The following is a 19,560-nucleotide window of genomic DNA, read 5'->3' as shown; positions in this document are numbered from 1 at the left end:
TCCGGCCTTGAGCTGGTGGCACGGTAGGCCCCGGAACAAGTCCGGGGTGACGGTGATCTCGTTTCTCGGCGCCGTCCTGGTATCTTTGGTCGCCCTGCCGGCGCAGGCGCAGCAGCAGGATGCGCAGCTGTGGCTGCAGCTCAACACCAACGTGCCGGTCGCGAAGAAGCTGCGCGTGACGCTGGAGCAGATCGCGCGGTTCAGCGATCGGCAGCGCGGGCTGTTCCAGACCGAGATCGGGGCGTTGCTCGGCTATCAGGTCGCGGACGGGATCGAACTCGGCTTCGGCTATCGTCGCGTGGGGGCCTATAACGGCAATACCGCGGCGGACGAGGATCGCATACGGCAGCAGGTCGTCGCGACGTTCGGGCATTTCGTGACCCGGTTTCGCGTCGACGAGCGCTTCAACCCCGGTGGCCGCGAGATCGGGTTCCGCATCCGCCCGCTGCTGCGCTACAACCGGCCGCTGGCGAAGAAGGGCTGGGCGGTGTTCCTCAGCCATGAGAGTTTCCTGCTGCCGAACAGCACGGTCTGGGGCCAGCGCAGCGGGTATGAGCGGATGCGCAACATCGTCGGCGTGACCCTGCCGTTCGGGCGCAAGGTGAGCGCCGATGTCGGCTATCTGAACCAGTACCGGTTCGCGCGGGGTGGGGCGCAGGCCCAGATGGATCATGCGCTGAGCTTGCAACTGACGGTCAACATCTCGCCGCATACCGGGGCGAAGCTGGACGATTGACCTCTCGTCACCCCGGACTTGATCCGGGGTCCAACCAGCGGCTTTCGATGCATGCGATCTTTGGGTGCGCGCTTGCGGCATGTCGGTCGCGGATCGAGTCCGGGATGACGAACTGGGCCAGGGCGGTGCCGAATTTAGCCTTTGGCGGTAAATTCCGCACCGACATGCGTCTCGCCCCGCGCTTCGGCGAGCACGACCTGGCGGTGGCGCTCCGCATAGCCCGCACGCTGCGCCTCGTCGCGGGTCGCGTGGCACGCCGGGCAGGATACGCCCTCCTCATACAGCGGCGAGGCCCGGTCTTCGAGGCTGACCGGCACGCGGCAGGCGTGGCACAGGCCGTGCGTGCCGATCGCCAGCCCGTGGCCGACCGCGACGCGCTGGTCGAACACGAAGCATTCGCCTTCCCAGCGGCTCTCGGTCGCCGGCACCTGCTCGAGATATTTCAGGATCCCGCCTTCGAGGTGATAGACCTCGTTCAGCCCCTCGCTCTTCAGGAAGGCGGTGGATTTCTCGCAGCGGATGCCGCCGGTGCAGAACATCGCGATCTTCTTGCCGGCCAGGTCCTCGCGGTGCGCGCGGAACCAGTCGGGAAATTCGCTGAAGCTGCGCGTCTGCGGATCGAGCGCGCCGGCGAAGGTGCCGACCTTCACCTCGTAATCGTTGCGCGTGTCGATCACCACCGTATCGGGGTCGTCGATCAGAGCGTTCCACTCGCCGGGTTTCACATAATGGCCCGTGCCGGTCAGTGGATCGACGTCGGGCTGCCCCATCGTCACGATCTCGCGCTTCAGGCGGACCTTCATGCGGTGGAAGGGCAGGGTGTCGGCGGAACTGAACTTCACGTCGAGATCGGCGCAGCCGGGCAGGGTGCGGATATGCGCCAGCACCGCATCGATCGCTTCGGGCGCTCCGGCGATCGTGCCGTTGATACCTTCGCGGGCGAGCAGCAGCGTGCCCCTGATGTGGTTCGCGGTGCACACGCCGAGCAGCGGCCCACGCAGCGCGGCGGGATCGGCGAAGCGCGCGAACTTGTAGAGCGCGGCGACCCGAATGGGGGGCACGGGGGCAGGCATGACGCGATGCGCTCTAGGCCCGCCCCCGTGCCGACGCAATCAGCCGTGCGCCGGCGGCAGCCTGTCGATGACGAACCGGTACGTCGCGTCGCTCTTCACCGTCCGCCCATAAGACGAGCGTGGAGAAGCACATCGCCACTGCGGGTGTCGGCATGTGGCCATTATCGCGATCCTCCGCTAGATCGAGCGTCATGACCGTTCGTGAAGCGACCTGTCGGTGCGGACAGTTGCGGGCTACCTGCAGCGGGGATCCGGTGCGCGTGTCGGTTTGCCATTGCCTCGCCTGCCAGAAACGCAGCGGCAGCGCGTTCGCGGCGCAAGCCCGCTGGCCGGACGACCGGGTGCAGCTGAGCGGCGCGTTCGAAGAATGGTCCCAGGCGGGCGGCAGCGGTTCGCGCGCGACCTTCCGCTTCTGCGCGACGTGCAGCGCGACGATCGCCTTCGTCAACGAGAGCCTGCCGGGTACGATCGCCATTCCCCTCGGGGCGTTTGCCGATCCCACGTTTCCGCCGCCCCAATTCTCGGTGTACGAAGAGCGCAAGCATCCCTGGCTCGCCGTGCTGGGTGCCGGCGTCGAGCATTTCGACTAGCCCCGCACTGGCGGTCCACTGGCGTGGGATCAACCAGTCGTGAGCGTATCCCAGCGGGCGGTGAATTGTGCGCGCTCCGCTTCGCTCAGGTGCAGGCCGAGCTTGGTGCGGCGCTTGAGCACGTCGTCGGCGGTACGCGCCCATTCGCGGTCGCGAAGCCAGCGCGCCTCGACCTCGGTGAGGCCGCCGCCCAGATCCGCGCCCATGCCGGCTTCATCGGAGACGCCATCCAATAGATCCGCGAGCATCTGGCCGTAGCCGTGCGCCATGCGGGCACTGCGCGCGTCGCCGAGAAACGGCCAGGTCTCGCGCACCTGCGTCAGGAATGTCTCGAAATCGGCGATCGCGCCGCCGGGGAAGACACGCGCGCGGGTGACGGGGTGCGCCTTGAAGCCCATCACGGGCGCGAGCTTCTCCATCGCTTCTTCGGCGAGGTGGCGGGCGGTGGTGATCTTGCCGCCGAACACGCTGAGCAGGGCAGGGCCGTTGGTATCGAGTTCCAGCACGTAATCGCGCGTCACCGCCTTCGCCTCGCTCGCGCCGTCGTCGTAGAGTGGGCGGACGCCCGACCAGGTGGAGGTGACGTCGGCTGGCGCGATCTGCTTGGTGAAGTGGCGGTTCGCTGCCTCGCACAGGTACGCGATCTCGTCGGCGTCGATCCGCGCGTCCTCGGGCTTGTCGACCGGCACGTCGGTGGTGCCGATCTCGGTGCCGTCCTGATAGGGAATGGCGAAGACGATGCGCCGGTCCGGCTGTTGCAGGATATAGGCGTGGTCGCCCTCGAACAGCTTGGGCACGACGATATGGCTGCCCTTGACGAGACGCACGTTGCTGGCGGCGTTGACGCCGAGATTGCCGAGCATCTGGTGTACCCACGGCCCGGCGGCGTTGACGATCGCGCGCGCTTCGACCGTACGCCAGTCCGACAGCGTGGCACGCCACACGCCGCCCTCGCGCCGGGCGGATTCAAGCGCGGTGCCGACGAGCACGTCCGCGCCGTTGGCGGCGGCATCGACTGCATTCAGGACGGTGAGGCGAGAATCGTCCACGAACGCATCGGAATAGACGAAGCCGCGATCGCCGCCCTTGAGCGGTGCGGTGTAGAGCGTGTCGGACTTGCGCAGGCCGCGCGAGCGGGCGAGGGTCATCTTGCCCCCGAGGAAATCGTAGAGGTAGAGGCCAATGCGGACCATCCACCACGGACGCACGGCATTTTCCTGCGGCAGGACGAAGCGCATCGGGCGGATGATGTGCGGCGCGGCTTTTACGAGACGCTCGCGCTCGCGAAGCGCCTCGGCCACGAGCTTGAAGTCGTAATATTCGAGGTAGCGCAGGCCGCCATGAATGAGCTTGGTCGAGGCTGACGAGGTGTGCCCGGCAAGGTCGTCGCGTTCGACCAGCAGCACCTTGAGGCCGAGCAGGGACGCTTCGCGCGCGATGGCGCAGCCGTTGATGCCGCCGCCGATGATGAGGAGATCGTAGGTCACCGCTGTCACCTAGCTGAGGGGGACAGGCACGTCATCCCGCTTCTGTGTCGCAAGACGCAATCGTATCGTGGCGCGGTTGACCCCATCCGAGTCGCCGTATATAGGCGCCGCTGCTCCGGTGGACCTGTGTCCCCCGGGCAAGCTTGAACATTGCTGGATGCATTCCAGGGCCCGGGGAGCAAAACCGCTCCTAACGGTCCTTTTTGTATTCCCAATTTTTGGTTTCATGGGGTGTGCCTCATGGCTCCAGCAAAGTAACCATTTGAAAGGTGAAGGCTTCAATGCCGACGATTAACCAGCTGGTCCGCAAGGGCCGCGATCCGCAGAAGGCCAAGTCCAAGGTCCCTGCGATGGAACAGAACCCGCAGAAGCGCGGCGTTTGCACCCGCGTGTACACGACGACCCCGAAGAAGCCGAACTCGGCTCTGCGCAAGGTGGCCAAGGTTCGCCTGACCAACCAGCGCGAAGTGATTTCGTACATTCCGGGTGAAGGCCACAATCTTCAGGAGCACTCGGTGGTCCTGATCCGTGGCGGCCGTGTGCGCGATCTTCCCGGTGTTCGGTATCACGTCCTGCGCGGCGTGCTCGATACACAGGGCGTGAAGGATCGTCGCCAGTCGCGTTCCAAGTACGGCGCCAAGCGTCCGAAGTGATCGGCTAGCCGATCACCCCGGCGCCGGCCGGGGTCCAGAATCAAAAAGTAAGCCCCGGACGGGTTCCGGACCAGGCTGAAGAGTAAAAGGAATTTGAAATGGCACGTCGTCGTCGCCCAGAAAAGCGTATCATCCTCCCCGATCCGAAGTATGGTGATGAGGTTCTCTCGAAGTTCATGAATTCGGTCATGCTCGATGGCAAGAAGTCCGTCGCGGAACTGATCGTCTACGGTGCGCTCGAGACCGTCGAAGCCCGTGCGAAGAAGGATCCGCTCAGCGTGTTCCACGACGCGCTGAACAACGTGAAGCCGAACATCGAAGTGCGCAGCCGCCGCGTCGGCGGTGCGACCTATCAGGTTCCTGTCGAAGTCCGCTTCGAGCGGTCGCAGGCGCTCGCGATCCGTTGGCTGATCGGTGCGGCCCGCAACCGCAGCGAGAACACCATGGCCGCCCGCCTGTCGGGTGAGCTGATGGATGCCGCCAACAACCGCGGCAACGCGGTGAAGAAGCGCGAAGACACGCACCGGATGGCGGAAGCCAACCGCGCGTTCTCGCACTACCGCTGGTAACAGCGGATTATCGGCCCTCGCTGGTAATCATGTCTCCGGTCTTTCGCCGGTAACATTCAAACCTATATATTGGGGAGCTGGCTTCGGTCCGCTCCCCATATCTTCAAGGAACAACGATCATGGCCCGCAGCCATCCGCTCGACCGCTATCGTAACATCGGCATCATGGCGCACATCGACGCCGGCAAGACGACGACGACCGAGCGCATCCTCTATTACACCGGCAAGTCCTACAAGATCGGCGAAGTGCATGAAGGCACCGCGACGATGGACTGGATGGAGCAGGAGCAGGAGCGCGGGATCACGATCACGTCCGCTGCCACGACGTGCAAGTGGCGCGCCGAAGAGGGCAAGGGCGACGAGCATCTGATCAACATCATCGACACACCGGGTCACGTCGACTTCACGATCGAAGTCGAGCGTTCGCTGCGCGTGCTCGACGGTGCGGTCGCCTGCTTCGACGGCGTTGCCGGCGTCGAGCCGCAGTCCGAGACCGTGTGGCGCCAGGCCGACAAGTACGGCGTGCCGCGCATGTGCTTCGTCAACAAGCTGGATCGCACCGGTGCCGATTTCTACTTTTGCGTCGACTCGATCGTCGATCGCCTCGGCGCGCGTCCGGCGGTGCTGTACCTCCCGATCGGGATCGAGGGCGGCTTCAAGGGTCTCGTCGATCTGGTCGAGAACCGTGCGATCATCTGGCTCGAAGAGAGCCTGGGCGCGAAGTTCGAATATCAGGAAATCCCCGCGGACCTGGTCGAGAAGGCCGCAAAGTATCGCAGCGACCTGATCGAGATGGCCGTCGAGCAGGACGACGACCTGATGGAGGCGTATCTCGAGGGCAATGAGCCGAGCACGGCCGACCTCAAGAAGCTGATCCGCAAGGGCACGCTCAGCATGGCCTTCGTGCCGGTGGTGTGCGGCTCGGCGTTCAAGAACAAGGGCGTGCAGCCGTTGCTCGACGCCGTGGTCGACTATCTGCCGAGCCCGCTCGACGTTCCGGCCATTCAGGGTCTGAAGCTCGACGGCGTGACGCCGGACGAGCGTCCTTCCTCGGACGAGGTGCCGTTCTCGGCGCTGGCGTTCAAGATCATGAACGATCCGTTCGTCGGCACGCTGACCTTCGCGCGCATCTATTCCGGCAAGCTCGAGACCTCGTCGCAGGTGACGAATTCGGTCAAGGATAAGAAGGAAAAGGTCGGCCGCATGCTGTTGATGCATGCGAACGAGCGCGAGGACATTCAGGTGGCCTATGCCGGCGACATCGTCGCACTGGCGGGCCTCAAGGACACCACGACGGGCGACACGCTGTGCGCCATGAACGCGCCGATCATCCTCGAGCGGATGGAATTCCCCGAGCCGGTGATCGAGCTGTCGGTGGAGCCGAAGACCAAGGCCGACCAGGAGAAGATGGGCGTCGCGCTCAATCGCCTGGCCCGCGAGGACCCTTCGTTCCGCGTCACTTCGGACGCCGAGAGCGGCCAGACCATCATCAAGGGTATGGGCGAGCTCCATCTCGAGATCCTGGTCGATCGCATGAAGCGCGAGTTCAAGGTCGAGGCCAATGTCGGCGCGCCGCAGGTGGCGTATCGCGAGTATCTGAAGAAGCCCGTCGATATCGACTACACGCACAAGAAGCAGTCGGGCGGCACCGGCCAGTTCGGTCGCGTCAAGGTGAAGCTGACGCCGGGCGAGCGCGGTTCGGGCATCGTCTTCAAGGACGAGATCAAGGGCGGTAATATTCCCAAGGAATATATCCCTGCGATCGAGAAGGGCTTCCGCGAAACGGCGGCCACGGGCTCGCTGGTCGGCTTCCCGATCATCGATTTCGAGATCAACCTGTACGACGGCGCCTATCACGACGTCGATTCGTCGGCACTGGCGTTCGAAATCTGTGCCCGCGGCGCGATGCGCGAAGCGGCCCAGAAGTCGGGCATCACGCTGCTCGAGCCGATCATGAAGGTCGAGGTCGTCACCCCGGAGGATTATCTGGGCGACGTGATCGGCGACATGAACAGCCGTCGTGGCCAAATCCAGGGCACCGACAGCCGCGGCAACGCGCAGACCGTTGAGGCGATGGTCCCGCTGGCCAACATGTTCGGTTACGTGAACGCGCTCCGCTCGTTCACGCAGGGCCGCGCGCAGTACAGCATGCAGTTCTCGCATTACGACGAAGTGCCGTCGAATGTGGCCGACGAAGTGAAAGCGAAGCTGGCCTGAGGCGTTGTAGCGCTAAGGGCTGGTGTATCCTGAAATAGGCCGTTAAGGGGCCACGTTCGCGTGGAGCCCCTTGGCCGCGAATCTGAATCAAGAAGAGGCGAAAATGGCAAAAGCAAAGTTCGAGCGGAACAAGCCGCATCTCAACATCGGCACCATCGGTCACGTCGACCATGGCAAGACCTCGCTGACCGCGGCGATCACCAAGGTGCTGGCCGAGACCGGCGGCGCCACCTTCACCAGCTATGCGAACATCGACAAGGCTCCGGAAGAGCGCGAGCGCGGCATCACGATCTCGACCGCACACGTCGAGTATGAGACGGAAGCCCGTCACTACGCGCACGTCGATTGCCCGGGCCACGCCGATTATGTGAAGAACATGATCACCGGTGCCGCCCAGATGGACGGCGCGATCCTGGTTGTTTCGGCCACCGACGGCCCGATGCCGCAGACCCGCGAGCACATCCTGCTCGCCCGTCAGGTCGGCGTGCCGACGATGGTCGTGTTCATGAACAAGGTCGATCTGGTCGACGACGCCGAGATCCTCGAACTGGTCGAGCTGGAAATCCGCGAACTGCTCAGCTCGTACGATTTCGACGGCGACAACATCCCGGTCATCCAGGGTTCGGCCGTTGCCGCACTCGAAGACAAGACCCCGGAAATCGGCCATGACGCCGTTCTGAAGCTGATGCAGGCCGTCGACACGTACCTGCCGCAGCCGGAGCGTCCGCTCGATAAGCCGTTCATGATGCCGATCGAAGACGTGTTCTCGATCTCGGGTCGCGGTACGGTCGTCACCGGCCGCGTCGAGACCGGCATCGTCAAGGTCGGCGAGGAAGTCGAGATCGTCGGCATCCAGCCCGCCGTGCGCAAGACCACCGTCACGGGCGTCGAAATGTTCCGCAAGCTGCTCGATCAGGGCCAGGCCGGCGACAACATCGGCGCGCTGATCCGCGGCGTGGGCCGTGAAGAAGTCGAGCGTGGCCAGGTTCTCTGCAAGCCCGGCTCGATCAAGCCGCACACCGACTTCCAGTCGGAAGTGTACGTGCTGTCGAAGGAAGAGGGTGGCCGTCACACGCCGTTCTTCGCCAACTATCGTCCGCAGTTCTACTTCCGCACCACGGACGTCACCGGCACCGTTGAGCTGCCCGAGGGCACCGAAATGGTCATGCCGGGCGACAACATCGCGCTCGGCGTGAAGCTGATCGCCCCGATCGCGATGGACGTCGGTCAGCGCTTCACGATCCGTGAAGGTGGCCGCACCGTCGGTTCGGGCATCGTCAGCGGCATCACCGCCTGATCGACGCCTGTTAAGGTAAAGCTCGGGTCCGGCTTCCCCTCGGGGAGGCCGGACTTTTGCGTTTGGGCGGGAGCGGCCTGCGGCTGACGATCCCGACCCGGAGACGAGCATTACGGCTAAGGGGTCGGCAACGTCTCCGCCGTGGTGATGATCCGCCACCGGTTTCGGTGCTTCGCCCAAGTGTCGACGCCAGCCAGGCGACCGGCCTCGTGGACGGCTCCTGGCGCGGTCCAGGATTCCTCCCACGTCGCGATCGCGACATTCCCGAAGAAACGGACGTTGGCTCGGTCCAGCTTCGACGTGGCACGCCGCACGTCGCGCCGGACCGCCGCGATCAGCTCCGTTCCGGCCAGCACCTTTCCGTTGCTCTGGACCCAGAGCGCCCTCGGATCCAGATGGCGCTGCAAGGGTGTCGGGTCGCCGGTCTTGAGCATATCGGTCAACTCGGCCGTGACCGTTAGGATGAAGCGGCAGCTTTCCGGATCGCCGCCGTCGCAGGCGATGGAGGTGCCGTTTTGAGCGGCAGCGCCGGTCGCCGCCATTCCGGTCGCCAGCAGCAAAGCACCGATCATTCTCTTCATCCGTTCCGTCTCACTTTATTGTCGACGGGCGCAAACCTCGCATTCTCTCCGTCCGGTTTCCAGCCACGTTGCGCGCTGGAACTGCGGCCGGGCCGAACTCCTGAGATGGTCCGATCACATCTTCGGGCTCCCGACATCGTTCCAGTCCTCGGCAGGGACCGAGTGAGGCAAAAGTCGATGCGACCAATGGCAGGCACATCGCGCGCTTTCCGGCTTGATCTTCCCTCGGCGCCCGTATAGAGGCGCGCCTTCGGTTTATCACTCAACAGCAAGAGCGCCGGCAACGGCGCCCGCTCTTTCGCATCGGTAGGGACTCATGGACACGCAGAATATCCGTATTCGTCTGAAGGCATTCGATCATCGCGTGCTCGACCAGGCAACCGGCGATATCGCCGACACCGCCCGTCGCACCGGCGCAATGATCCGCGGTCCGATCCCTTTGCCGACGCGCATCGAGAAGTTCACGGTCAACCGTGGCCCGCACATCGACAAGAAGTCGCGCGAGCAGTTCGAGGTGCGTACGTACAAGCGCATGCTGGACATCGTTCAGCCGACGCCGCAAACGGTCGACGCGTTGATGAAGCTGGACCTCGCCGCTGGCGTTGACGTGGAGATCAAGTTGGCCTAACAGGCCGCCTCCAACGAGATTCGGTTCGGCTTTAGAGCCAGCCAGATACAGGGATACCGCCGGATTTATCCGGGTCTGCGTCCCCCGACACGCTTCCCCAGGGAGGCACCAGCCCGGGTCGGGGCAGCAGTATAAAATCTATTGGGCTGACGAGCATCGCGAAGGGCAACTTTCGCGATGTTCACACGCACCTACGGAAATGGTTCCGGGGTGCCTCTGTTAAAGGAGCAAGATCATGCGCACTGGCGTGATCGCGAAGAAAATGGGGATGACCCGCTTGTTCAAGGACGATGGGCGCCACGTGCCCGTCACCGTCCTTGCACTGGAAAATCTGCAGGTCGTGGCCGTTCGCGAGGCCGACCGTGATGGTTACACCGCCGTCCAGCTGGGCGCCGGCACTGCGAAGGCGAAGAACGTCGCCAAGCCGCAGCGTGGCCATTTCGGCAAGGCCGAAGTCGAACCCAAGGCGAAGGTCGCCGAATTCCGCGTCAGCGACGATGCGCTGCTCGAAGTCGGTGCGACCATTTCCGCCGACCATTACGTCGCTGGCCAGATCGTCGATATCCAGGGCGTGACCCAGGGTAAGGGTTTTGCCGGCGGCATGAAGCGTTGGGGCTTCGGTGGTCTGCGCGCCACCCACGGCGTGTCCGTCTCGCACCGCTCGCTCGGTTCGACCGGTCAGCGTCAGGATCCGGGCAAGGTCTTCAAGAACAAGAAGATGGCCGGCCAGATGGGTAACAAGAACCGCACCCAGCAGAACCTGGAAATCGTTTCGACCGACGTCGAGCGTGGCCTGATCTTCATCAAGGGCTCGGTGCCCGGATCGAAAGGCGGCTGGTTGCTCGTCAAGGATTCGGTCAAGGTCGCCCGCCATGCGGACGCGCCTTACCCCGCCGGCCTCCGTCAGGTCGCCAACAACAACACCGCCGCTGAAACGCCTGCCGAGGACACCTCCGCCGTCGAAGCGACCGAAGGCCAGGAGGGCTGAACATGAAGGTCACCATTCAGTCCTTCGATGCCAACGCCAAGGGCGCGGACATCGAACTCAACGACGAGGTCTTCGGCATCGAGCCCCGTCCGGATATCCTGCACCGGGTCGTCACCTGGCAGCTCGAGAAGCGCCGTGCGACCGCACGCGGCACGCGTGAGCGCGCCGATGTCGCGCGCACCGGCAAGAAGTTCGGACGCCAGAAGGGCGGCGGTACGGCGCGTCACGGCGATCGCCGCGCTCCGGTGTTCATCGGTGGTGGTAAGGCTCACGGCGCCCGCGTTCGTGACTTCAACCCGTCGCTGAACAAGAAGGTCCGCGCGCTCGGCCTGAAGATGGCACTGTCGAGCCATGCTCAGGCGGGTACGTTGGTCATCATGGACAGCCTGACGGTTGCCGAGAGCAAGACCAAGACGCTGCTGGCCAATTGGGCCAACCTGGGCGCCGGCAAGACCGCACTCGTCATCGATGGCGACATGGTCGAGCAGAGCTTCGCGTTCGCCGCGGGCAACGTTCACACGATCAACGTGATGCCGGCCGCCGGCGCCAACGTTTATGACATCCTGAAGCACGACACGCTGGTCCTGACCCGCGCTGCCGTCGAAATGCTGGAGGCGCGCTTCAATGGCTAAGAAGCAGAAAGGCGACATCGATCTGCGTCATTACGACGTGATCGTTGCACCGCACATCACCGAGAAGGCGACCTTGCTCAGCGAGAACAACGCCGTTGTGTTCCGCGTCAGCAACGACGCAACCAAGCCCGAGATCAAGGCTGCCGTCGAGGCGCTGTTCTCGGTCAAGGTCCTGGGGGTCAACACGATCGTCCAGAAGGGCAAGACCAAGCGGTGGAAGGGCGTTCCCTACACCAAGTCGGACATCAAGAAGGCGATCGTCACGCTGGCCGACGGCCAGTCGATCGACGTGACGCAGGGGGTCAGCGCGTAATGGCACTCAAGCATTATAATCCGACCAGCCCGGCACGACGCGGTCTTATCCTCGTCGACCGGTCCGGCCTGCACAAGGGCGGCCCCGTCAAGGCGCTGACCGAAGGCAAGCGCAAGACCGGTGGCCGCAACAACAAGGGTCACGTCACGTCGCGCGGCATCGCCGGCGGCCACAAGCAGCGCTATCGCATCATCGATTTCAAGCGTCGTCTGTGGGAAGTCGAGGGCACGGTTGAGCGGATCGAATACGATCCCAACCGCACTGCGTTCATCGCGCTGATCAACTATGGCGATACGGACGAGGGCAAGTCCAACGTCGCGTACATCATCGCGCCGCAGCGTCTCGCCGTCGGTGACAAGATCATCGCAGGCAAGAAGACCGACGTGAAGCCGGGCAACGCCATGGAACTGGGCCAGATGCCGGTCGGCACCATCGTCCACAACGTGGAGATGAAGCCGGGCAAGGGCGGCCAGATCGCCCGTTCGGCCGGCACGTACGTGCAGGTCGTGGGTCGCGACAAGGGCATGGTGATGGTCCGCCTCAATTCGGGCGAGCAGCGCTATATTCACGCGAACTGCATGGCGACGGTCGGTGCCGTGTCCAACCCGGACAACGGCAACACCAATCTCGCCAAGGCCGGCCGCAACCGTTGGAAGGGCATCCGCCCGCTGACGCGCGGTGTCGCCAAGAACCCGGTCGACCATCCGCACGGCGGTGGTGAAGGCCGTACCTCGGGCGGCCGTCATCCGGTTACGCCATGGGGCAAGCCGACCAAGGGTGCGCGCACCCGTCACAACAAGTCGACCGACAAGATGATCATCCGGTCGCGTCACGCCAAGAAGAAGGGCTAACCGCCATGGCTCGTTCCATCTGGAAAGGTCCGTTCGTGGACCTCCACCTGCTGAAGAAGGCAGAGACCGCGCAGGAAACCAACGCGCGTGGTGCGATCAAGACCTGGTCGCGTCGCTCGACGATCCTGCCGCAGTTCGTCGGCCTCACGTTCAGCGTCTACAACGGTCGCAAGTTCGTGCCGGTCACGGTCAACGAGGACATGGTCGGGATGAAGCTCGGCGAGTTCGCGCCGACCCGCTACTTCCCGGGTCACGCCGCCGACAAGAAGGGCAAGCGCTAATGTCCAAGCCTAAATCTCCCCGCAAGGTGGCCGATAACGAAGCGTTGTCGGTCGGCACGCAGATCCGCGGTTCCGCGCAGAAGCTCGGCCTCGTCGCCGCGCTGATCCGCGGCCGCAAGGTCGGCGACGCGATGAACATCCTGCAGTTCTCGACCAAGGGTATGGCCGTCGACGCCCGCAAGGTGCTCGCCTCCGCCATCGCCAATGCCGAGAACAACCACAACCTCGATGTCGACGCGCTCGTCGTCGCCGAGGCGTCGGTCGGCAAGTCGATCACCATGAAGCGGTTCGCCACGCGCGGTCGCGGCAAGTCGACGCGCATCCTCAAGCCCTTCAGCCGCCTGCGCATCGTCGTTCGCGAACAGCAAGAAGAAGAAGCGTAATGGGTCAGAAATCGAACCCCATCGGTCTGCGCCTGCAGATTAACCGCACCTGGGATAGCCGCTGGTATGCGGAAGGCGCCGATTACGGTCGCCTCCTGCTCGAAGATCTCAAGATGCGCGCCTACATCATGAAGACGCTGCCGCAGGCCGCAATCTCCAAGGTGGTGATCGAGCGTCCGGCCAAGCTGTGCCGCGTGTCGATCTATGCCGCACGCCCCGGCGTGATCATCGGCAAGAAGGGTGCGGACATCGAGAAGCTTCGCCGGACCCTCGGCAAGATGACCTCGTCGGACGTGAGCCTGAACATCGTCGAGATCCGCAAGCCGGAAGTCGATGCCAAGCTCGTCGCACAGGGCATCGCCGATCAGCTGGAGCGCCGTATCGCGTTCCGCCGCGCGATGAAGCGTGCGGTGCAGTCGGCCATGCGTCTGGGTGCCGAAGGCATCCGGATCAACTGCGGCGGCCGTCTCGGCGGCGCCGAAATCGCACGGTCGGAATGGTATCGTGAAGGTCGCGTTCCGCTGCACACGCTGCGCGCGAACGTCGATTATGCCGAAGCTTCGGCCCACACCGCCTATGGCGTGTGCGGCGTGAAGGTGTGGATCTTCAAGGGCGAAATCCTGGGTCACGACCCGATGGCGACCGACCGGATCATGATGGAGGCTCAGACCTCCGGCGTGCGCCCGGCGCGCGACGACCGCCGCTAAGGACGCAAGACATGCTTCAACCGAAGAAAACCAAGTTTCGCAAGGCGTTCAAGGGCAAGATCCATGGCGACGCCAAGGGTGGCACCACGCTGAACTTCGGGTCGTATGGCCTGAAGGCGATGGAGCCGGAGCGTCTGACCGCGCGCCAGATCGAGGCGGCTCGCCGCGCGATCACGCGTCACATCAAGCGTCAGGGTCGTTTGTGGATCCGCGTGTTCCCGGATCTGCCGGTCACGGGCAAGCCTGCCGAAGTCCGCATGGGCAAGGGCAAGGGTTCGCCGGAATATTGGGCCGCTCGCGTCAAGCCGGGCCGGATCCTGTTCGAATTGGACGGCGTGCCGGGTGACATCGCCGCGATGGCGTTCAGCCGCGCAGCGATGAAGCTGCCGATCAAGGTGAAGGTCGTTGCCCGTCTCGGCGACACCTCGCATCTGGGAGTTGCATAAGATGGCCCGTATCGACGACCTCAAGGCGAAGACCGAGGACCAGCTGGGTGAAGAGCTCGGCAACCTGAAGCGCGAGGCGTTCAACCTCCGCTTCCAGGCCGCGACCAATCAGCTCGAAAAGCCGAGCCGGGTCAAGGAAGTCCGCCGCGACATCGCTCGCATCAAGACGCTGCAAACCGCTCGCTCGCGCGACGCGGCAGCCAAGTAAGGATTTAGACATGCCGAAGCGCGTGCTGACGGGGCTGATCGTCTCCGACAAGGGCGACAAGACGGTGGTTGTGAACGTGGAGCGCAAGGTCAAGCACGCGCTCTACGGCAAGATCATCCGTCGTTCGAAGAAGTATCATGCCCATGACGAGGGCAACGAGTTCAAGCAGGGCGAGACCGTGCGGATCGAAGAGACCGCACCGATTTCCAAGCTGAAGACCTGGAAGGTGATCGATCGGGTGAACACCCATGCGACGCCGGAACGGGTCGAGACGGACGCAACAGCCTAACGGCTTTTTGTAGGCGGCACCGGTCGGAATCGGTGCCTTAGTGAGAAGGAAGCGGATCAATGATCCAGATGCAATCCAATCTCGAGGTCGCTGACAACAGCGGCGCGAAGCGGGTTCAGTGCATCAAGGTGCTTGGCGGGTCCAAGCGTCGTGTTGCGGGCGTGGGCGACATCATCGTCGTCAGCGTCAAGGAAGCCGCACCCCGCGGCCGCGTGAAGAAGGGCGACGTCCATCGCGCCGTGATCGTGCGTACGGCGAAGGACATTCGCCGCGCCGACGGCACCGTGATCCGTTTCGACGGCAACGCCGCCGTGCTGGTCAACAAGAACGAGGAGCCGATCGGCACCCGTATCTTCGGCCCGGTCGTGCGCGAGCTGCGCGGCAAGAAGCACATGAAGATCATCAGTCTCGCGCCGGAGGTGCTGTAATGGCTGCTGCGAAGATCAAGAAGGGTGACAAGGTCATCGTCCTGTCCGGCAAGGACAAGGGCAAGACCGGCGAAGTCACCATGGCGATGCCGAAGGACGGCAAGGTCGTCGTATCCGGCGTCAACGTCGCCGTTCGTCACACCAAGCCGAGCCAGGGCGACCCGCAGGGTGGCCTGGTCCGTTCGGAAGCGCCGATGCATGTCTCGAAGGTCGCTCACGTGACTGCCGACGGCAAGCCGACCCGCGTCCGTTTCGAGACCCAGGACGGAAAGAAGGTCCGCGTGGCCGTCAAGACCGGGGAGAAGATCGGTGGCTGAGGCCCAGAACGCAAAGCCGCGCATGCGGCAGATGTACGACGACACGATCATCAAGGCGATGACCGAGAAGTTCGGCTACAAGAACGTCATGGAAATTCCGCGGATCGACAAGATCGTGCTGAACATGGGCGTCGGTGAAGCCACGCAGGACAAGAAGAAGGTCGACAAGGCCGCCGGCGAAATGGAATTGATCGCAGGGCAGAAGCCCGTCGTGACCAAGGCCAAGAAGTCGATCGCACAGTTCAAGCTGCGCGAAGGCATGCCGATCGGGGTAAAGGTCACGCTGCGTCGCGAGCGCATGTACGAGTTTCTCGACCGCTTCATCACGATCGCCCTCCCGCGCGTTCGCGATTTCCGTGGCCTGAACCCCAAGTCGTTCGACGGGCGCGGCAACTATGCCTGCGGCCTGAAGGAACAGCTGATCTTCCCGGAAATCAGCTACGACCAGGTGGATCAGATCCGCGGTATGGACGTGATCGTCGCGACGACCGCGAAGACCGACGAGGAAGCGCGCGAGCTGCTCCGCTTGTTTGGTTTCCCGTTCCCGCAGGAAGAATCCGCAGACGAAAAGAAGGCGGCATAAGATGGCTAAGGTAAGCTCCATCAACAAGAACGAACTTCGCAAGAAGTTGGTCAAGAAGTACGCCCCGAAGTACGCGAAGCTGAAGGCGATCGCCGGCGACAAGTCCCTGTCGGACGGCGAGCGGATCGAAGCCCGTCTGAAGATGGCCGAAATCCCGCGCAACGGTAACCCGACGCGCGTCCGCAACCGTTGCGAGACGACCGGTCGTCCGCGTGCATATTACCGCAAGTTCCGCCTCTGCCGTATTCAGCTTCGTGATCTCGCCAACAAGGGCATGATCCCGGGCGTTACGAAGTCGAGCTGGTAAGGATCCGAAGATGGCATTGACCGATCCCCTGGGTGATATGCTCACCCGCATCCGCAACGGCCAGCGCGCGAAGAAGGACTCCGTCCTGACTCCGGGCAGCAAGCTTCGGGCCCGCGTGCTCGACGTGCTGCAGCGCGAGGGCTATATCCGTGGCTATAGCGAAGAGCAGATGGGCCCTGCGGCCGGCATCCGCATCGAGCTGAAGTATTTCGAGGGCCAGCCCGCGATCAAGCACGTCGCCCGCGTCTCCAAGCCGGGTCGCCGCGTCTATTCGGGCTCGACCGAACTGCCCCGCGTCATGAACGGCCTGGGCATCACCATCGTATCGACGCCTCGCGGTGTTCTGTCCGACGCCGAAGCGCGCGAACAGAATGTCGGTGGCGAAGTGCTGGCGGAGGTATTCTGATGAGCCGCATCGGCAAGAAGCCGGTCACGATCCCATCGGGCGTGACGGCGAACATCGAAGGCGCGGTTCTCAGCGTGAAGGGTCCGAAGGGCACCCTCTCCATGCCGATGCGCGACGAGATCACGTACGTGCTCGAAGACGGCGGCATTTCGGTGAACCCGGCCAACGACACGAAGCGTGCCCGCGCATTCTGGGGCATGCAGCGTACCTTGGTCCAGAACCTGATCACCGGCGTGTCGGACGGCTTCACCAAGAAGCTGCTGATCACCGGCGTCGGCTATCGCGCGGCGGCTCAGGGTCGTAAACTGAACCTGAAGCTCGGCTACAGCCACGACGTGAACATCGACGTGCCGGAAGGCATCGAGGTCAAGACCCCGGATAACACCACGGTCGAGATTTCGGGTTCGGACAAGCAGAAGGTCGGTCAGCTGGCCGCGGAAATTCGCCAGTGGCGTAAGCCCGAGCCGTACAAGGGCAAGGGTATCAAGTACGACGGCGAGTTCATCTTCCGCAAGGAAGGGAAAAAGAAGTAATGAGCACCAAAGGTCTCTCCCTCTTCGCGAAGCGTCGTCTTCGCGTTCGCACCGCGCTCCGCGCTCGTGGCGGCACCCGTCCCCGGTTGTCGATCCATCGTTCGGGCCGTCACATCTACGCCCAGATCATCGACGATGCGCAGGGCAAGACGCTGGCCGCGGCCTCGACCCTCGAGAAGGACGTGCGTGGCACGACCGGCGCGACGATCGATGCGGCGACCTCGGTCGGCACCCGCGTCGCCGAAGCGGCCAAGGCGGCAGGCGTGACTCAGGTCGTGTTCGACCGCGGCGGCTTCCTGTTCCACGGTCGCGTAAAGGCGCTGGCGGAAGCCGCCCGCGCTGCCGGATTGGAGTTCTAAGACATGGCTGACGACATCATCCCGAACGAAGCAGCAGCTTCGCCAGACGGTGCGCCGGTTCCGACGGAAAACCGTGGTCCCGGCGGCGCACCGCGCGGCGGCCGTGGCCGTGGCGGCCCCGGCGGCGGCGGTCAGAACCGTGGCGGTCGCGACAATCGCGGCGGCCGTGACAATCGTGGCGGCCGTCCCGGCAGCGACGATGGCGGCGAAGAGCTGATCGAGAAGCTGGTTCACATCAACCGCGTTTCGAAGACGGTGAAGGGCGGCAAGCGCTTCGGCTTCGCGGCACTCGTCGTCGTCGGCGACGGCAAGGGTCGCGTCGGGTTCGGCCACGGCAAGGCACGCGAAGTGCCGGAAGCCATCTCCAAGGCCACCGCGGCTGCGAAGAAGGCCATGATCCGCGTCCCGCTCAAGGACGGCCGCACGATGCATCACGACGGTCGCGGTCACTTCGGCGCCGGCCTCGTCACGATCCGTTCGGCGCCTGCCGGTACGGGCATCATCGCCGGTGGCCCGATGCGCGCCGTGTTCGAAGCTCTGGGCGTGGGCGACGTGGTGACCAAGTCGGTCGGCACCTCGAACCCATACAACATGATCCGTGCGACCTTCGAAGCGCTGACCGCCCAGGTCTCGCCGAAGTCGGTCGCGCAGCGCCGTGGGAAGAAGATCGCCGACCTGCTCGGCCGTGGCGGTGCGGAAGCACCCCAGGCCGAAGCCGAAGCGATCGTGGAGTAAGCGATAATGGCAACGATCAAAGTGACGCAGACCGGTTCGCCGATCCGCCGCGAGAAGGATCAGCGCGCGACGCTGATCGGTCTCGGCCTGAACAAGATGCACAAGACGCGCGAGCTGGAGGATACCCCCGAAGTCCGGGGCATGATCCGCAAGGTCTCGCACATGCTGAGCGTCGAGAAGTAAGAACCTAACCAGACCCTCTCCCGCGCAAGTGGGGGAGGGTTCGGGTTTTGGGGCGTGACAGCGGCGGACCCGTCCGCTATCGGCGCCCCTCCCGAAATCCATATCAGCGCGAAAAAAGCGAAAGCGAGTGCACATCATGAAACTGAACGATCTCCGCGACAACGAAGGCGCCCGTAAGTCCCGCATGCGGGTCGGCCGTGGAATCGGCTCCGGCAAGGGCAAGACCGCCGGCCGTGGTATCAAGGGCCAGACGAGCCGTGAGGGCGTATCCATCGCCGGCTTCGAAGGCGGCCAGATGCCGCTGCACATGCGTCTGCCTAAGCGTGGCTTCAACAACATCTTCGCCAAGGATTATGCAGAGGTGAACCTCGGCGCGATCCAGAAGGCGATCGACGCAGGCAAGATCGAGGCCGGTGCCGCGCTCGACCATGACGCGCTGAAGGCCGCTGGCCTGGCACGCGGTGGCAAGGATGGCGTGCGTCTGCTCAGCAAGGGTGAATTCTCGGCGAAGCTCAGCTTCACCGTCGCTGGCGCGTCGAAGGGCGCGATCGAAGCGGTCGAGAAGGCCGGCGGTTCGGTCTCGGTGATCGAAGTCGTCGCTGCCGCCGACAAGGCCGCTGCCAAGAAGGGCGTGAAGTATCAGGAGCGCAAGGCGCACAAGGCCTCGTTCAAGGCCTGATCTGCTCTTCCCCGGTACAGGTCGGGGGCAGTCGGACGGGTGGCGCTGCTTCGGTGCGGCTCCCGCCAGCCGAGGCCTTCCGATCTCGACCCCGGCCTGGGC

At 64.0% G+C, this 19,560-nt stretch carries 30 protein-coding genes; 27 read left to right on the top strand and 3 right to left on the bottom strand.

Annotated features, from left to right (window positions below):
- Positions 1 to 52: 52 nt before the first annotated feature.
- Positions 53 to 736 carry a DUF2490 domain-containing protein gene (locus ASG11_RS13885; RefSeq protein ID WP_236697523.1) on the top strand — a complete coding sequence of 228 codons (684 nt, stop codon included), beginning with the start codon at positions 53 to 55 and terminating at the stop codon, positions 734 to 736.
- 134 nt (positions 737 to 870) lie between these two features.
- Here the strand turns inward: ASG11_RS13885 and trhO are convergent, their stop codons facing one another.
- A complete protein-coding gene (gene trhO / locus ASG11_RS13880) occupies positions 871 to 1,809 on the bottom strand; it encodes an oxygen-dependent tRNA uridine(34) hydroxylase TrhO (RefSeq protein WP_055781324.1) in 939 nt (312 codons plus the stop codon).
- A 152-nt stretch (positions 1,810 to 1,961) separates the two neighbouring features.
- Here trhO and ASG11_RS13875 point away from each other — a divergent pair, with 152 nt between their 5' ends.
- A complete protein-coding gene (locus tag ASG11_RS13875) occupies positions 1,962 to 2,399 on the top strand; it encodes a GFA family protein (RefSeq protein ID WP_443024498.1) in 438 nt (145 codons plus the stop codon).
- A 29-nt stretch (positions 2,400 to 2,428) separates the two neighbouring features.
- Here the strand turns inward: ASG11_RS13875 and glpD are convergent, their stop codons facing one another.
- The gene (glpD, locus tag ASG11_RS13870) at positions 2,429 to 3,886 is read right to left on the bottom strand and encodes a glycerol-3-phosphate dehydrogenase (protein WP_055781318.1); all 1,458 of its coding nucleotides are present in this window, start codon (positions 3,884 to 3,886) and stop codon (positions 2,429 to 2,431) included.
- A 281-nt stretch (positions 3,887 to 4,167) separates the two neighbouring features.
- Between glpD and rpsL the strand changes: the two genes are divergently transcribed.
- From rpsL to tuf, 4 genes are all read left to right on the top strand, one after another.
- Positions 4,168 to 4,539, top strand: coding sequence for a 30S ribosomal protein S12 (gene rpsL / locus ASG11_RS13865; RefSeq protein WP_019516007.1), 372 nt, complete (start codon positions 4,168 to 4,170; stop codon positions 4,537 to 4,539).
- 98 nt (positions 4,540 to 4,637) lie between these two features.
- The gene (rpsG, locus tag ASG11_RS13860) at positions 4,638 to 5,108 is read left to right on the top strand and encodes a 30S ribosomal protein S7 (protein WP_055781315.1); all 471 of its coding nucleotides are present in this window, start codon (positions 4,638 to 4,640) and stop codon (positions 5,106 to 5,108) included.
- A gap of 119 nt (positions 5,109 to 5,227) precedes the next feature.
- A complete protein-coding gene (gene fusA / locus ASG11_RS13855; protein ID WP_055781312.1) occupies positions 5,228 to 7,324 on the top strand; it encodes an elongation factor G in 2,097 nt (698 codons plus the stop codon).
- A gap of 103 nt (positions 7,325 to 7,427) precedes the next feature.
- The gene (gene tuf, locus ASG11_RS13850) at positions 7,428 to 8,621 is read left to right on the top strand and encodes an elongation factor Tu (protein ID WP_055782683.1); all 1,194 of its coding nucleotides are present in this window, start codon (positions 7,428 to 7,430) and stop codon (positions 8,619 to 8,621) included.
- Positions 8,622 to 8,737: 116 nt separating this feature from the next.
- Here the strand turns inward: tuf and ASG11_RS13845 are convergent, their stop codons facing one another.
- Positions 8,738 to 9,202: a nuclear transport factor 2 family protein gene (locus ASG11_RS13845; RefSeq protein WP_055781311.1), complete on the bottom strand. Its 465-nt coding sequence runs from the start codon at positions 9,200 to 9,202 to the stop codon at positions 8,738 to 8,740.
- A 316-nt stretch (positions 9,203 to 9,518) separates the two neighbouring features.
- On the opposite strand from ASG11_RS13845, the gene rpsJ reads away from it, so the two are divergent.
- From rpsJ to rplO, 21 genes are all read left to right on the top strand, one after another.
- Positions 9,519 to 9,830 (top strand): 30S ribosomal protein S10, encoded by a 312-nt coding sequence (gene rpsJ, locus ASG11_RS13840; protein WP_055781308.1) that lies wholly within the window; start codon positions 9,519 to 9,521, stop codon positions 9,828 to 9,830.
- Between the two features lie 235 nt (positions 9,831 to 10,065).
- Positions 10,066 to 10,818 (top strand): 50S ribosomal protein L3, encoded by a 753-nt coding sequence (rplC, locus tag ASG11_RS13835; protein ID WP_055781306.1) that lies wholly within the window; start codon positions 10,066 to 10,068, stop codon positions 10,816 to 10,818.
- A gap of 2 nt (positions 10,819 to 10,820) precedes the next feature.
- A complete protein-coding gene (gene rplD, locus ASG11_RS13830) occupies positions 10,821 to 11,450 on the top strand; it encodes a 50S ribosomal protein L4 (RefSeq protein WP_055781304.1) in 630 nt (209 codons plus the stop codon).
- The gene (locus tag ASG11_RS13825) at positions 11,443 to 11,763 is read left to right on the top strand and encodes a 50S ribosomal protein L23 (RefSeq protein WP_055781302.1); all 321 of its coding nucleotides are present in this window, start codon (positions 11,443 to 11,445) and stop codon (positions 11,761 to 11,763) included. The genes rplD and ASG11_RS13825 overlap by 8 nt, the downstream gene beginning before the upstream one ends.
- Positions 11,763 to 12,614 (top strand): 50S ribosomal protein L2, encoded by an 852-nt coding sequence (gene rplB, locus ASG11_RS13820; RefSeq protein ID WP_055781299.1) that lies wholly within the window; start codon positions 11,763 to 11,765, stop codon positions 12,612 to 12,614. Before ASG11_RS13825 ends, rplB begins: the two co-directional genes overlap by 1 nt.
- Positions 12,615 to 12,619: 5 nt before the next feature.
- Complete coding sequence (gene rpsS, locus ASG11_RS13815) at positions 12,620 to 12,895, top strand: 30S ribosomal protein S19 (protein ID WP_055781296.1); 276 nt, start codon at positions 12,620 to 12,622, stop codon at positions 12,893 to 12,895.
- On the top strand, positions 12,895 to 13,278 hold the full coding sequence (gene rplV / locus ASG11_RS13810; RefSeq protein WP_055781293.1) for a 50S ribosomal protein L22: 384 nt from the start codon (positions 12,895 to 12,897) through the stop codon (positions 13,276 to 13,278). Before rpsS ends, rplV begins: the two co-directional genes overlap by 1 nt.
- Positions 13,278 to 13,985, top strand: coding sequence for a 30S ribosomal protein S3 (rpsC, locus tag ASG11_RS13805; protein WP_055781290.1), 708 nt, complete (start codon positions 13,278 to 13,280; stop codon positions 13,983 to 13,985). The genes rplV and rpsC overlap by 1 nt, the downstream gene beginning before the upstream one ends.
- Positions 13,986 to 13,996: 11 nt before the next feature.
- Positions 13,997 to 14,431, top strand: a complete 435-nt coding sequence (gene rplP / locus ASG11_RS13800) for a 50S ribosomal protein L16 (protein ID WP_055781287.1) — start codon at positions 13,997 to 13,999, stop codon at positions 14,429 to 14,431.
- Position 14,432: 1 nt separating this feature from the next.
- Positions 14,433 to 14,639, top strand: coding sequence for a 50S ribosomal protein L29 (gene rpmC, locus ASG11_RS13795; RefSeq protein ID WP_055781284.1), 207 nt, complete (start codon positions 14,433 to 14,435; stop codon positions 14,637 to 14,639).
- Positions 14,640 to 14,649: 10 nt separating this feature from the next.
- Complete coding sequence (rpsQ, locus tag ASG11_RS13790) at positions 14,650 to 14,928, top strand: 30S ribosomal protein S17 (RefSeq protein WP_055781281.1); 279 nt, start codon at positions 14,650 to 14,652, stop codon at positions 14,926 to 14,928.
- A gap of 59 nt (positions 14,929 to 14,987) precedes the next feature.
- Positions 14,988 to 15,356, top strand: a complete 369-nt coding sequence (rplN, locus tag ASG11_RS13785; protein ID WP_055781278.1) for a 50S ribosomal protein L14 — start codon at positions 14,988 to 14,990, stop codon at positions 15,354 to 15,356.
- The gene (rplX, locus tag ASG11_RS13780) at positions 15,356 to 15,673 is read left to right on the top strand and encodes a 50S ribosomal protein L24 (protein ID WP_055781275.1); all 318 of its coding nucleotides are present in this window, start codon (positions 15,356 to 15,358) and stop codon (positions 15,671 to 15,673) included. The genes rplN and rplX overlap by 1 nt, the downstream gene beginning before the upstream one ends.
- A 22-nt stretch (positions 15,674 to 15,695) precedes the next feature.
- Positions 15,696 to 16,256, top strand: a complete 561-nt coding sequence (rplE, locus tag ASG11_RS13775) for a 50S ribosomal protein L5 (RefSeq protein ID WP_055781272.1) — start codon at positions 15,696 to 15,698, stop codon at positions 16,254 to 16,256.
- Position 16,257: 1 nt separating this feature from the next.
- Complete coding sequence (rpsN, locus tag ASG11_RS13770; RefSeq protein ID WP_055781268.1) at positions 16,258 to 16,563, top strand: 30S ribosomal protein S14; 306 nt, start codon at positions 16,258 to 16,260, stop codon at positions 16,561 to 16,563.
- 10 nt (positions 16,564 to 16,573) lie between these two features.
- Positions 16,574 to 16,969 (top strand): 30S ribosomal protein S8, encoded by a 396-nt coding sequence (gene rpsH / locus ASG11_RS13765; RefSeq protein WP_055781266.1) that lies wholly within the window; start codon positions 16,574 to 16,576, stop codon positions 16,967 to 16,969.
- Positions 16,969 to 17,502, top strand: coding sequence for a 50S ribosomal protein L6 (gene rplF / locus ASG11_RS13760; protein WP_055781263.1), 534 nt, complete (start codon positions 16,969 to 16,971; stop codon positions 17,500 to 17,502). Before rpsH ends, rplF begins: the two co-directional genes overlap by 1 nt.
- A complete protein-coding gene (gene rplR / locus ASG11_RS13755) occupies positions 17,502 to 17,861 on the top strand; it encodes a 50S ribosomal protein L18 (protein WP_055781261.1) in 360 nt (119 codons plus the stop codon). The genes rplF and rplR overlap by 1 nt, the downstream gene beginning before the upstream one ends.
- Positions 17,862 to 17,864: 3 nt before the next feature.
- A complete protein-coding gene (rpsE, locus tag ASG11_RS13750; RefSeq protein WP_055781259.1) occupies positions 17,865 to 18,596 on the top strand; it encodes a 30S ribosomal protein S5 in 732 nt (243 codons plus the stop codon).
- Between the two features lie 6 nt (positions 18,597 to 18,602).
- On the top strand, positions 18,603 to 18,779 hold the full coding sequence (gene rpmD / locus ASG11_RS13745) for a 50S ribosomal protein L30 (RefSeq protein ID WP_055781256.1): 177 nt from the start codon (positions 18,603 to 18,605) through the stop codon (positions 18,777 to 18,779).
- A gap of 136 nt (positions 18,780 to 18,915) precedes the next feature.
- Positions 18,916 to 19,458: a 50S ribosomal protein L15 gene (rplO, locus tag ASG11_RS13740; protein ID WP_055781254.1), complete on the top strand. Its 543-nt coding sequence runs from the start codon at positions 18,916 to 18,918 to the stop codon at positions 19,456 to 19,458.
- Positions 19,459 to 19,560 lie beyond the last annotated feature (102 nt).

The organism is Sphingomonas sp. Leaf357, from assembly GCF_001423845.1.
Taxonomy (GTDB): Bacteria; Pseudomonadota; Alphaproteobacteria; order Sphingomonadales; family Sphingomonadaceae; genus Sphingomonas.
This window is presented reverse-complemented; position numbering and strand designations above follow the sequence as displayed.

What these genes read in the sequence shown, in the direction of transcription:
- trhO (WP_055781324.1), bottom strand. Translation starts at nt 1,809, where the DNA reads ATGCCTGCCCCCGTGCCCCCCATTCGGGTCGCCGCGCTCTACAAGTTC.
- ASG11_RS13875 (WP_443024498.1), top strand. Translation starts at nt 1,962, where the DNA reads ATGTGGCCATTATCGCGATCCTCCGCTAGATCGAGCGTCATGACCGTT.
- rpsL (WP_019516007.1), top strand. Translation starts at nt 4,168, where the DNA reads ATGCCGACGATTAACCAGCTGGTCCGCAAGGGCCGCGATCCGCAGAAG.
- rpsG (WP_055781315.1), top strand. Translation starts at nt 4,638, where the DNA reads ATGGCACGTCGTCGTCGCCCAGAAAAGCGTATCATCCTCCCCGATCCG.
- fusA (WP_055781312.1), top strand. Translation starts at nt 5,228, where the DNA reads ATGGCCCGCAGCCATCCGCTCGACCGCTATCGTAACATCGGCATCATG.
- tuf (WP_055782683.1), top strand. Translation starts at nt 7,428, where the DNA reads ATGGCAAAAGCAAAGTTCGAGCGGAACAAGCCGCATCTCAACATCGGC.
- ASG11_RS13845 (WP_055781311.1), bottom strand. Translation starts at nt 9,202, where the DNA reads ATGAAGAGAATGATCGGTGCTTTGCTGCTGGCGACCGGAATGGCGGCG.
- rpsJ (WP_055781308.1), top strand. Translation starts at nt 9,519, where the DNA reads ATGGACACGCAGAATATCCGTATTCGTCTGAAGGCATTCGATCATCGC.
- rplC (WP_055781306.1), top strand. Translation starts at nt 10,066, where the DNA reads ATGCGCACTGGCGTGATCGCGAAGAAAATGGGGATGACCCGCTTGTTC.
- rplD (WP_055781304.1), top strand. Translation starts at nt 10,821, where the DNA reads ATGAAGGTCACCATTCAGTCCTTCGATGCCAACGCCAAGGGCGCGGAC.
- ASG11_RS13825 (WP_055781302.1), top strand. Translation starts at nt 11,443, where the DNA reads ATGGCTAAGAAGCAGAAAGGCGACATCGATCTGCGTCATTACGACGTG.
- rplB (WP_055781299.1), top strand. Translation starts at nt 11,763, where the DNA reads ATGGCACTCAAGCATTATAATCCGACCAGCCCGGCACGACGCGGTCTT.
- rpsS (WP_055781296.1), top strand. Translation starts at nt 12,620, where the DNA reads ATGGCTCGTTCCATCTGGAAAGGTCCGTTCGTGGACCTCCACCTGCTG.
- rplV (WP_055781293.1), top strand. Translation starts at nt 12,895, where the DNA reads ATGTCCAAGCCTAAATCTCCCCGCAAGGTGGCCGATAACGAAGCGTTG.
- rpsC (WP_055781290.1), top strand. Translation starts at nt 13,278, where the DNA reads ATGGGTCAGAAATCGAACCCCATCGGTCTGCGCCTGCAGATTAACCGC.
- rplP (WP_055781287.1), top strand. Translation starts at nt 13,997, where the DNA reads ATGCTTCAACCGAAGAAAACCAAGTTTCGCAAGGCGTTCAAGGGCAAG.
- rpmC (WP_055781284.1), top strand. Translation starts at nt 14,433, where the DNA reads ATGGCCCGTATCGACGACCTCAAGGCGAAGACCGAGGACCAGCTGGGT.
- rpsQ (WP_055781281.1), top strand. Translation starts at nt 14,650, where the DNA reads ATGCCGAAGCGCGTGCTGACGGGGCTGATCGTCTCCGACAAGGGCGAC.
- rplN (WP_055781278.1), top strand. Translation starts at nt 14,988, where the DNA reads ATGATCCAGATGCAATCCAATCTCGAGGTCGCTGACAACAGCGGCGCG.
- rplX (WP_055781275.1), top strand. Translation starts at nt 15,356, where the DNA reads ATGGCTGCTGCGAAGATCAAGAAGGGTGACAAGGTCATCGTCCTGTCC.
- rplE (WP_055781272.1), top strand. Translation starts at nt 15,696, where the DNA reads ATGCGGCAGATGTACGACGACACGATCATCAAGGCGATGACCGAGAAG.
- rpsN (WP_055781268.1), top strand. Translation starts at nt 16,258, where the DNA reads ATGGCTAAGGTAAGCTCCATCAACAAGAACGAACTTCGCAAGAAGTTG.
- rpsH (WP_055781266.1), top strand. Translation starts at nt 16,574, where the DNA reads ATGGCATTGACCGATCCCCTGGGTGATATGCTCACCCGCATCCGCAAC.
- rplF (WP_055781263.1), top strand. Translation starts at nt 16,969, where the DNA reads ATGAGCCGCATCGGCAAGAAGCCGGTCACGATCCCATCGGGCGTGACG.
- rplR (WP_055781261.1), top strand. Translation starts at nt 17,502, where the DNA reads ATGAGCACCAAAGGTCTCTCCCTCTTCGCGAAGCGTCGTCTTCGCGTT.
- rpsE (WP_055781259.1), top strand. Translation starts at nt 17,865, where the DNA reads ATGGCTGACGACATCATCCCGAACGAAGCAGCAGCTTCGCCAGACGGT.
- rpmD (WP_055781256.1), top strand. Translation starts at nt 18,603, where the DNA reads ATGGCAACGATCAAAGTGACGCAGACCGGTTCGCCGATCCGCCGCGAG.
- rplO (WP_055781254.1), top strand. Translation starts at nt 18,916, where the DNA reads ATGAAACTGAACGATCTCCGCGACAACGAAGGCGCCCGTAAGTCCCGC.